The organism is Bacteroides sp. RTP21281st1_H5_RTP21281_210402, from assembly GCF_040918965.1.
Lineage (GTDB): Bacteria > Bacteroidota > Bacteroidia > Bacteroidales > Bacteroidaceae > Bacteroides > Bacteroides congonensis.
Genome location: NZ_JBCOWR010000040.1, coordinates 1 through 10,239, shown reverse-complemented (window position 1 = coordinate 10,239; position 10,239 = coordinate 1). Strand labels below are relative to the sequence as shown.

Here is a 10,239-nt window from a genome sequence, read left to right as displayed (position 1 = left end):
GTCCCGTAGGTACTACCCAAAATCCGCAAAACAGCAGGATCATTCCGGATACGGACAGGAAAACCGCGATCCATAACTGTACGTGTAGCCTTTTCATGATACATACGGGTTATAGAATCAGGCGGAAGACTATCCATACCAGTAATATGACTACATCCGCCAACAATGCCCCGCGTACTGTCGCCCGGATGTCTGCTGCGTCCGGAACATCGTCTTTCGATTCTTTCCATTTTCCAGCCAGCCATGCGGAAACAGTTCCCAAAATCATACCGCCCAGTACGCTAAAGAAATTCACACCAAACAGGAAAACAGATGCTATCACGCACACGGCTAGAATAAGCATTCCAATCAGTCCGTGAATGATTTTATCCACTCCGAACTTTTTAATCAAATCGTTACTTGCTTTCATTTTCGTTAATTTTAATCGTTAGTAATTTCAATATTTATTTTGTCCACCAATTCCGAATAGTCAATGCCTGCGCGTTTCAGGTGGATTTTCATTTGTTTCTCAATGGCTGTTTTATCAGCCTTTGACCGTATATACCGGATCAGGTTCGCGCCCAGCACCGGGTCTTCTTTCAACTCTCCCTGATTCAGCTCCAGCACGGTTGCCGCATTCTGAATCAGCGTGTCACCGACCACGAATCCGGTCAGCCCGTCTTTTCCCGTATGGGGAACAATCCGGATGTCACCGTCCTTGTCAAGTAATAGTCCCTTCATTGTTTCACCTTTTCGTTTTCAATATCCCCGACCTGTGTCTCTTTCAGTGATTCTGATGTGTAGGAGGACAATGCCGTTTTCAAAGCCGATCCCCCGTCGTTCGGTACGGGCGTCCAGCCGGACAATCTCTGTTTCAGTGAATTGATGTCCTTTTCAATCAGGTTCAGCCGTTCCGTCAGCTCCCCGACTTTTACCAGTCCGCCCAACGTCCCGCCATTCAGCACTATTTCGTCCACTTCATTTGCGGAAATCAGGAAGGCGTCAGTCTCCTGTCCCTCGACGATTCCGACCAGACAAGTCGTTCCCGGTTTCGGATAGATGCATAATGCCCCCATTCCCAACTGGACGTCATAATATTCAAGCCGGTCAATGACTCCGGTCACGTCCATTGACTTGTTTTCTTTATCAACCTTGTCTACCGTTACCCAGCGCAGTTGCGCCTGTCTAGCCCCTTCACGCCATTTTTCAAACGCATCACGTAATTGTTCATCCGTTGTCATTCCGCGCGTCCTCCCAACTCTAATTTTTGCCTGTATGTAGCATCGTCACTGAAATCCTTTGTCACTTTCTCAACGTAATAGTATCCGTTCATTTCCGGTGTCACCTCACTTTTCAGATCAACCGTCATACCATGATGTACGACAGGTATTCCGAACAGTTCGACACCCCCGCGATACTTCTGCTTTTTTAGGCTTTCGTAGAAATCTTTGGCGAACTTCTTCAGGTCTTCGACCTTGATGGGCTTTCCCTTCTCATTGTAAGTAAGGTTATAAACCTCGCTTCCTTCCGTTCCGGCTTTTGCTTCCAGTTTCTTTCCGCCAGCCCCGATGCTGACTACCTTGACCTGGAATTCACCGTTGGTTTCGTTCAAGTCCTGGCTGACAGCGTTTCTTTCCAGTACGATTTTTACCTTTTCGGTATCGACCTTTTCGGAATACACATTTCCGCAATACAGGGTTTTGCCGATGAAATAGCAGTGAAGGTTGGTTTTCTTCCGTATGTCGTTCAGAATTTCCGCGACTGTCTTGGACGAATAGCGCACCGCACCCAGTTCCGCGTCATAGTTGGTTTTTACCTCATAGCCTTTGGCGACGTCTGCAAGCAGTTTCTTCAGTGTGACATTCTTTGCGGAATAGGACACTGTTTTTCTTTTCAGGTTATACATTTCGTCTTCGCACCGGATCGTCACGGGGACACCCCAGCCGATCAGCGATATATATCCTTCAAATTCCGTGTACAGGTCGGAATCATATCCGAGTTCAATCTTCACCTGATCCCCGGCAGACAGCAGTTCCTTCAGGTCTTTTCCCGCAAAGTATCTGATACGTCTCGGAAGGACTATTTCAGCGGAGTCCGTCAGCATCTTCCATGAACTTTCAATGTGAACCGATGAAACCGTATAGATGACCAGTTCCCCGCGTTTCATGTTTGCCGGGAATGTGATCCGGCTGCACATCATATAACTCATAGTGTCAGTTCATAAGGGTTATCACTCGTTGCTTCTATCGTGAACGGGACTACGCTGCTGTTTCCCTGAATCGGATTAAACGAAATGTTATCAATAACAATGGAGTAAATTTCCTTGTTGTTGAAGATGCTTCCCGTAACTCCGACCGCTTCCGTCACTTTGCGGAACTTGCAAAGTGCGTTCACTTGTTCGGCAACCGTCTTATAACCTTCCCGGTTCTTGTCTGCTATGCAAAATCCCCGAATATTGATTTTCCAGTCGTCGAGCCCGTAGACCTCCTTTACAGTTCCGTGAACGCCCAATACCTTCGTCTTTGAGCAGTTCATTGAACGTGAAAAGTCTACAATCGTTGCATACGGCATCGGAAAGCTAGCCATATTCATCGTTCCGCGTGATCCGTCCGGATTATAGGTACTGTATTGCTTGTTACCGTCAAGGGTAAACGTCCCGATGACCGGAGTCCCCATCCAGCTGTACGCTTCGGCTTCGGCATCCGGGATGGTTGTCACCCCGATGTATTTCCCCGGATCATAATCCTGCAGGGTTCTTCCCCACGGAAGATAAATCGGGGATGAGATTCCGAAAACTTCCGTGAACAATGCACCAATATTTAACGCTGTATTTCCTGTCATAACTTTATCCTATTGCTGGTACTGTATCGGTTATCACCGCTAAAATTTCCCGTTTGACCTTATCCGCAACATCGCGCATGTCCGCACCTGCCGCAACACTGAAATGATTGTTGAATGTCACATTCATAGTGATATTCCTTACGCTGCTTCCGCCTTTTCCGCCAAGTCCCACATCTTTCCCGGAAGTTCCTCCGGTTGCGGTTACAGCGGTCGGTTTGTTGACTGCCGCTGGTGCGGTGTCCAGTTGGAACTTGTCAAGTCCGGGGACTTTGTCTTTGTTCCGCCAGCTTTCCCGTCCTTTTTCCTTGCCTTCTTCCCATGCCCGACCGACTGCCACAGCGTTGTCAAACACTTCTTTCTTTACCCGTTCAAATACGTCGTTGATGCTCCAGTCATCCCTGAACCAGTTAACCGGGTTCAGAATTTCAATGATTCCCATTTGGATGGTATGAATCGTCTTGAAAAAGGAAAGAAAGCCCGTTTTAAGGACTTCCCACAATCCGAACAGGAACACACGGACTCCTTCAAACTTATTGTAAAGGAAAGCCACGAAAGCGATGACAGCCGTTATGATTGCAATAATCCAGCCGATGACAGGGATGCCCATGATAGCGACGGAAATTAGCCGACTATTAATGATTGTAGACAATGCCATCTTAGCCATCGACGCAATCCAAACCCCGGCAATCTTTGTTATTCCAAGTGACATGATCTGCGAAACAGACCATGCGACAGTTCCAAGCGTGACAAGCGCGCCTACAAAGATTCCTACAACTTCAATGGCAGGGGCGATAGGTTCCACAAATTCAAAGAAACTGATCTTCAGGTCGTCGATAAACGCTTGCATACGTTTCTGCTTTTCGGCATAAGTATCCATTTGTTTATTTGCAATGTCGACCGCAGAAGTAGAACCCTGTATCGCTTCCGTCCATGTGTCAATTTGGTCTACACCCTCAATCAAAGCCATCGTTGAAGCAAGGTTTTCACTTCCGAACAACGCGGACATGATTGTGGCGTTATGCATGACCGGAGTCAGGGCACGCAGTCGGTCGGTCAGTGAAAGGGACTGGTCTTGCATCGTTTTTATATTGACCCCTGCAGCTTTCAGTTGTTTGATCGCGTCCGTAGTCGGAGCCTGTAACTTGACTATCGTGTTACGCAAAGCGATACCGCCTTCAGAACCCTTTTTCCCCGATTTGTCAAGCAACTGGATCAGGGAGTTTGTTTCGGCAAATTCAACCCCGAATGTTTTTGCAACACTACCCGTTTGTCTCAATGCTTCCGCGACCTCCCTGATTTCGGCAGAACCTTCGACAGTTCCTGCCGCCATGATGTTCATATAATCCGTCATTGTTTGTGCGGCTTTCATCGGATCATCAAGGGAAACCTTGTATTGGTTCATTGCAGTGGACATGGCGGCTGATGCTCCGGGAACATCATTTGACATCGTTTTGCTAAGTGTCATTACATTGTTCGACATGATTTCAAGCGCGTCCGGTGCTTTTTTCAGTTCCGGAGTAATCTTTGAAAGCAAGTCCTTATAAACGACCATAGCGTCTGCCGCATCGGTACCGAACGCTTTTGCCGTATTACGGGCTTTGGTGGCGAGAACGTCCAGTTCCTTCCCCTCCATGTTGGTGATACCGGACATTTCGGCAACAGCGGTTTCAAACCGGATACCCGGTTCGATGGCATCATTAAAGGAATCACGGATATTGTCGACACCTTCTTTCAGCTGGTTGAGAAAGAACATTCCTTTTCCCAACCCTTCCAGTTTTCCGGCTGCTTTTCCCGATGTCTCCCCAAGACGTTCAACCACTTCTTCCGTGTCATCAATCACCCGTGTAGCTTCTTCGGCTGCATCGGTTGCTGCGTGTAGCGGAGACGTGATCCTGTCAACCAGTTCCAATATCCATTGAGTCACTTGCATTGTCTTTTGAGAATAATCGGTTTACAACTTTAGCGAATGCGTTGTGCATTACTATTTCAATTTCTTCCAGCTCCGTTTTCCGCAACATGCGGTATTCGGCATAGAGCCGGAGCCATTCATCTTCGTCCAGTTTGTCCGGGATGTCAAAGCCATATACTTTTTTCAGGATGGCATCTATTCCCTCGACAAGACCGAACGCTGATGAATATTCCTCTATGCTTTGCTGATAAAAGCCGCCTGTCCGGCGATCAGTTGTCCGATGGCGGTCAGGACTGAAGTATAGACAGCGGAATCTTCCAACGCCTCCATATTGCCTGCCGCCACGCAGTTCCGGATCAGGATGTCATTTGCTTCTTCAAGATCATCCTTTTTCTTTGCCATAGCCAGCAGGATATTCTTATTCGGACGGACAATCAGGTAGTCGTAGCGTTCATCCTCGTCCACTTGTACGGTGACATGCTTCAGGCGTTTCCCGTATTTCAGTTTCATTCCTGCATGTTCTTCTTCTGTAAAATCAACTATCAAAGCTTTTTCCTCCTTTGTCAGTTCCTCGTAAGGTTTCCCTGTCTTGATTTTCTTTTCTTCTACTTCCATTTTAAAAGTCTTTTAAACGGTTATTAAACTACATTGCCACATTCCAGTCGATATGGCTGGGAAGAAGGGTGAATTGTGTGGCAATACTTTTATCACCCTGTTTAACGTCGACACCATTGTCCGTAAATTCGACGTTCCGGATCACGTCTTTCATGACAAGCCCTTTATACTCATACATGACCGGAATATCAAACGGTTCAATATCCGTAAGACGCTTCCCCGCACCGAGTGCTAACTGCAAGGCATTCACCTCTTCTTTCAGAAGGGTGATTGACGCTTCAGCCTTGTAATTCCCCTCACCGCGACCGACAGGAAATTCTCCAGCACCGTAGATGTTTTCTTTCTCTTTGCTATCCTTGTAGGAAAGGGCTGTGATGCCCTCTACCTGACGACCGAGCATAACGACCTTGACGCTGTTCCATCCGGCTATTTTTCCGAACTTGTTGATTAATGTTCCTAACAATGACATATTTTCAGATTTTATTTGTGAAACCCAGGTCAATCTCAAACTCATGGACAATACCGTCTGCAACAAGTTTTACCTTGATATTGAAAGGCTTGTCGCTGACAGCCATTTGTTTTGGATTGATGTAAATGTCGAAGTCCGCGATATCCTCCGAATTGACCATGCTTTCCAGCGCGGATTTGGCAAGCGCGTCCCAACTGCTGATAGTGGTGTTGCTGATGTATCCGGTTGACGGATCAGCCTTCACTTTGCCTCTTACACGTGGCAACAAGGTATTGCGGATGATTCGTGCAGCCTTGTTCCAGACAGCGTTATATTCAATATATGCATAGTCGCTGCCCGCTTCCGTACAAGTACATGAATTGCTGAAAAAGAACCCGGCATACCCTTGAAAGCTGCCGACGAAGTTATATCCTTTGTCAGTCAGTTTTTTCTGGTCGGATACGCTCAACTGTGAGAAGGGTTTGCCATTGCTCAAAGCTGCATCCAGCCAGAGCCCGTTCAGTTTGTCAGTCAACGGATAGTCCTTTGTCCCTTTTGCCGTCCGTGGGTGGTTTTCAATATCAACGCTGCCCATATTTTCATGTACGTAGCGGACAGACAGCATTCCGAGTGCGCTGCCCACGGCAGCGTGTGTCCGGTATGCTTCGTCCTTTACCGCCCATGCCGGGTCTTGTGCAATCACGACAGAGACGTTTTCAGCATCCAACTGCCGGAGGTCGACAGCGTCGGCAATGGCATTGATATACTTGCCGACACCTTCCAATATCACCGCATCGATATACAGGTGGTCTTCCCTGAATTTATTGACCATCTTCTGTGCCTCTTGTACGGCTACGGTGATTGTTTCGTCCGCAGTCAGTGAGCAGATACCGATGGTGTTTACTCCGTTGATGGTACGTACCGCATTGACGAAATCTTCCTTCGTCAGCAGGCTTGACACCTTTTCAGACTTCGGAACCAGCATAAGATACAGTGAACGTTCCGGAGACAGGCGGAAGACTTCGCTGGTATGGTAATGCACCAGTTCCTTGTTCTCAAGGTCGATGTCAGCGTCCCATCCCAACGCTTCCAAATCGGTGATATCGTTCAGGGATTCCGGCTTGTAATATTCAAGTTTTCCGATCTCCGAACCACCGACTACGAGCAGAATGACGCGGTCACTGGTATCGGTATCCCGTACCAGCCCGCCATTTGCTTTGTTGATGATTACTCCTGTAAAATTTCCCATAAAATAATTCGTTATACGGATTTACCTGATAAAATTGCACCAACACCGAAATCTTCGATACGGTCTACAATACCGTAGGTTTGGGTACGGTATTCGGATGTAGGACTCTTGCTGCGTGTATCGGTCGTTTCCGGACGATACAGGGATTTTACGGATTCGATGTGGTAATACGTATTCGGGGCATAAAAGAAGGTGCTCGCTTGGAAGTCCGTTTCGGCAGACGGTTTTGTGCCTTCCGCCACCTTCTTTGCTGTTTCCGCATTATAGAACGGGCAGTCGTTATTCTCAAAAAACTTGATACCCATGAAACCTTTCGGTTTTCCGGTTGCCGGATCAAGGTAGAAAGTACGGTCATAGAAGTACTTGGACGCATCCTTATCCAGTAACAAATCACCCATGTGCAGTGGGGAAAGCACCATGTACAGGGCATCGGTAACGGGAAGGTTCCACGTTTTTGCGAGCGTCGCAAAATCGACCAGATCCTTATAAGACAGTCTCAAACGACCGTTAATATCTTTCTCGCCTGTTGTCCGGATAACAGGCATTTCTTCGTTTGAATCATCCTCCGGAGCCAGTTTGTGCAGCACATGGTTGCGGATACCGACCTGAAAGGCTTCATTGTGCTTCACGCGGATAGCAGCACGCTTGTCAAAAGCGAGATAACGGATTTCGTCATCCGTACAGGAACTGGGTTCCGTATCGTAGATTTCCCACGGTACGATATAATTCTTTCCGGTCATTTGCTTCGGCTCGAAATCTTCCGTGTTATTTACGCGAAAACCGACATTGTTAATCAGTTTGTTTCTGCGTACACCATCCGCAGCCAAAGCTCCGGCAGGAACAGAGCCTAAAACTTGCATGAAGTCCGCCCTGTAATTGCGACGTTCGATCAACAGTTGGGGATCGACGTACTTGTTCAAATAAAGACCGTCTACTGGTTGTGCCATATTCTTTTTTTTAAATGGTTAGTATTTTATTTTCCGTTACGTTTTATGTAGTCATTCAAAAGACGTTCGTATTCAGCCGGATTTTTCTCCATGATATTTTTCAAAGCCTCCGGATCGTTTTGAAGGTCTTCGAACTTTTTGTTTGTGGTATCCGTCAGACTAGGAGCATGAACTTCAGGCATTTCCACAGGCTTGATAGCGTCGAGCAGCTTCTTTGCCGTATCGAAGTTGCTGGTCAGGTTCGCTTTCCAATCGTCGCGTACGTCAGCGGTGATTCTTTTTTCCTTGATAGCTTTGTCCAGGACGTTCTCGATCTCCTGTTCCTTGCGTTCCTCTTCTTGTCTTTCGAGCATGTCGACGCGGTCTGCCTTACGTTTCCACACGTCTACCTGCGCGATAAATTGTGCTTCCGTGGTACTTGCGTCCATCCCGAAGCGGGTAGTCAACATTGTTAAATCCATGTCATTTTTTGATTTTTTGTTATTAATAGAGTCAGTAATCTCAATTTCACCTGTGTAGCCGCAGTTAGTGATCATTTGTGCCGTAGCCTTATCAACCTTTGCCTTGCCCGTTACTTCCGTCACAAAGCCATTTTCCTTTGCTTCCTGTGCACTCATCCAATAGTCACCATTATCCCATGCGTCTTTGATTTTTTTCTTGTCGGTACACTTTGAAAGGAAAGCGTTCAGGTAGTGTTCATTCAGTTTTCGCATGACTTCCAAAGTGGATTCAATATCAGCGACTTTCCCGCATGCTCCCCCGCTGACTTGATGGATCATGAAAAGCCCGTTGGCAGGCATGGAGAACGATGTACAGTTGATAGCGATGTAGGTTGCCGCACTGGCTACCAGCGCACCGCCTTCACCCGTAATTTTGCCGGGAAACTTCTTGATCACGTTCACGATTTCGTTGGCTTCGAAGCATTCACCACCCGGACTGTTGATATAGATGTGCACGTCCTTGACCCCTGATTTGATCAGTTCCTCAACTTTGGAAGTGAATTCAGCTTCCGTTTCCCTCCATTTTGATATTGTGCCTTTGAGTTCGATCCGGGCACGTCCGTTTTCCGCTGTTGCAGTCAGATTCATTTTCGCGATATTTAAAATTCATGCTGCAAAATTGGAAAAGGAAAGGCGGGTACGGAAAAAGCGTTTTCAAGTTGGAAAAAAAACAGTGTTAACAAGGACGTATTTTTTCCAACTTGGAAAGAATACGTTCCAACATGAAAAGCCATTTTCCACAGGTGGTGCTGAAATCTGACCTTTGCCCCAGTAAACGAAAGGAAGCGATATGCCAAGTAAAGAGTACTACCGTAAATTGAAGAAGGAAGCGCACGACCTTTATGTACGTGAAGGAATGACGTGCAAGGAGATTTCCACACGCATAAACGTGTCGGAAAGGTCTGTTTCAAGCTGGATTAATGAGAATGATGCACTTTGGAAAAAAGAGCGTCAGGCATCTGTTATTTCATCGCAAAAGCAGGGTGACAACCTGAAACAGATTATCAACATTCTTGCAGACCAAAAACTGGAGCTGCTGCGCATGATTGACGAAGCCATTGCGGGAGGTGACAGCGACAAGGTGCTCGAACTACGGAAACAGGCGGCTACACTTGACAACAGTGTGGCGCAATGGGGAAACCAGCTCAAAGAGGTGGACAAAAAGAACCGGATTACGCTCGCTATTTACATTGATGTCATGAGCCGGATATTTGATGCGATGAAGGTGTACGATGCAGAACTTTATTTTAAAACACTGGACTTTCAAGAGAAGCACCTTAATGAAGCCGCAAAAATGTTGGGATAATGAAAGCTGAAGATAGAAAAGCCCTCAAGGAGTATCAGGAGAAGTTAAAACGTGCGCAGTGCACGGGCAACCTGATTGATCCGGACGAATCGCTGACAGTTCGGATGAACCGCATACAGCGTGCGAAGCGGGATGTCAGGTATCTTGTCGAAACCTATCTTCCCCATTATGCGACCGCAGACTGTGCGGACTTTCAGATCGCGCATGCCAATAGGGTGATGAACGATCCGATTTATAAGGGATATGCCGAATGGGGGCGCGGACTTGCAAAATCGGTATGGAACGACGTGATCATTCCCCTATGGTTATGGATCAATGGCGAGACGCATTATATGTGTATCGTTTCCGACACATTTGACCGCGCTTGTGACCTGCTGGAAGATTTACGTGCGGAATTCGAGGCAAACGAACTTTTGAAACACGACTTTGGCGAGCAGTATAATCC

12 protein-coding genes and 1 pseudogene are annotated in these 10,239 nt (G+C 47.0%); 2 read left to right on the top strand and 11 right to left on the bottom strand.

Features of this window, described 5'->3' with window-relative positions; genetic code table 11:
- Window positions 1-109: 109 nt before the first annotated feature.
- From AB5443_RS25040 to AB5443_RS24990, 11 genes are all read right to left on the bottom strand, one after another.
- Window positions 110-409, bottom strand: coding sequence for a hypothetical protein (locus AB5443_RS25040; RefSeq protein WP_004308942.1), 300 nt, complete (start codon window positions 407-409; stop codon window positions 110-112).
- An 11-nt stretch (window positions 410-420) separates the two neighbouring features.
- A complete protein-coding gene (locus AB5443_RS25035) occupies window positions 421-720 on the bottom strand; it encodes a hypothetical protein (RefSeq protein WP_004303253.1) in 300 nt (99 codons plus the stop codon).
- Window positions 717-1,220 carry a hypothetical protein gene (locus AB5443_RS25030; protein ID WP_007765977.1) on the bottom strand — a complete coding sequence of 168 codons (504 nt, stop codon included), beginning with the start codon at window positions 1,218-1,220 and terminating at the stop codon, window positions 717-719. The genes AB5443_RS25035 and AB5443_RS25030 overlap by 4 nt, the downstream gene beginning before the upstream one ends.
- The gene (locus AB5443_RS25025) at window positions 1,217-2,188 is read right to left on the bottom strand and encodes a hypothetical protein (protein ID WP_007765973.1); all 972 of its coding nucleotides are present in this window, start codon (window positions 2,186-2,188) and stop codon (window positions 1,217-1,219) included. Before AB5443_RS25025 ends, AB5443_RS25030 begins: the two co-directional genes overlap by 4 nt.
- Window positions 2,185-2,820, bottom strand: a complete 636-nt coding sequence (locus tag AB5443_RS25020) for a DUF6046 domain-containing protein (RefSeq protein ID WP_288084212.1) — start codon at window positions 2,818-2,820, stop codon at window positions 2,185-2,187. The genes AB5443_RS25025 and AB5443_RS25020 overlap by 4 nt, the downstream gene beginning before the upstream one ends.
- Window positions 2,821-2,824: 4 nt before the next feature.
- A complete protein-coding gene (locus AB5443_RS25015; RefSeq protein WP_288084211.1) occupies window positions 2,825-4,750 on the bottom strand; it encodes a phage tail tape measure protein in 1,926 nt (641 codons plus the stop codon).
- Window positions 4,751-4,963: 213 nt separating this feature from the next.
- Window positions 4,964-5,344: a hypothetical protein gene (locus tag AB5443_RS25010; RefSeq protein WP_004303258.1), complete on the bottom strand. Its 381-nt coding sequence runs from the start codon at window positions 5,342-5,344 to the stop codon at window positions 4,964-4,966.
- Between the two features lie 28 nt (window positions 5,345-5,372).
- On the bottom strand, window positions 5,373-5,813 hold the full coding sequence (locus AB5443_RS25005) for a hypothetical protein (protein WP_288084210.1): 441 nt from the start codon (window positions 5,811-5,813) through the stop codon (window positions 5,373-5,375).
- Window positions 5,814-5,817: 4 nt separating this feature from the next.
- Entirely contained in the window at window positions 5,818-7,041 is a 1,224-nt protein-coding gene (locus tag AB5443_RS25000; RefSeq protein ID WP_288084209.1) for a DUF2586 family protein, read from the bottom strand.
- A gap of 11 nt (window positions 7,042-7,052) precedes the next feature.
- The gene (locus AB5443_RS24995) at window positions 7,053-7,988 is read right to left on the bottom strand and encodes a hypothetical protein (protein ID WP_004308935.1); all 936 of its coding nucleotides are present in this window, start codon (window positions 7,986-7,988) and stop codon (window positions 7,053-7,055) included.
- 26 nt (window positions 7,989-8,014) lie between these two features.
- Window positions 8,015-9,076, bottom strand: a complete 1,062-nt coding sequence (locus AB5443_RS24990) for an ATP-dependent Clp protease proteolytic subunit (RefSeq protein WP_288084208.1) — start codon at window positions 9,074-9,076, stop codon at window positions 8,015-8,017.
- Between the two features lie 202 nt (window positions 9,077-9,278).
- On the opposite strand from AB5443_RS24990, the gene AB5443_RS24985 reads away from it, so the two are divergent.
- The gene (locus AB5443_RS24985; RefSeq protein ID WP_288084207.1) at window positions 9,279-9,794 is read left to right on the top strand and encodes a DUF1804 family protein; all 516 of its coding nucleotides are present in this window, start codon (window positions 9,279-9,281) and stop codon (window positions 9,792-9,794) included.
- A pseudogene (locus tag AB5443_RS24980) lies at window positions 9,794-10,239 on the top strand (hypothetical protein); the annotation flags it as partial. The gene AB5443_RS24985 and the pseudogene AB5443_RS24980, both read left to right, overlap by 1 nt.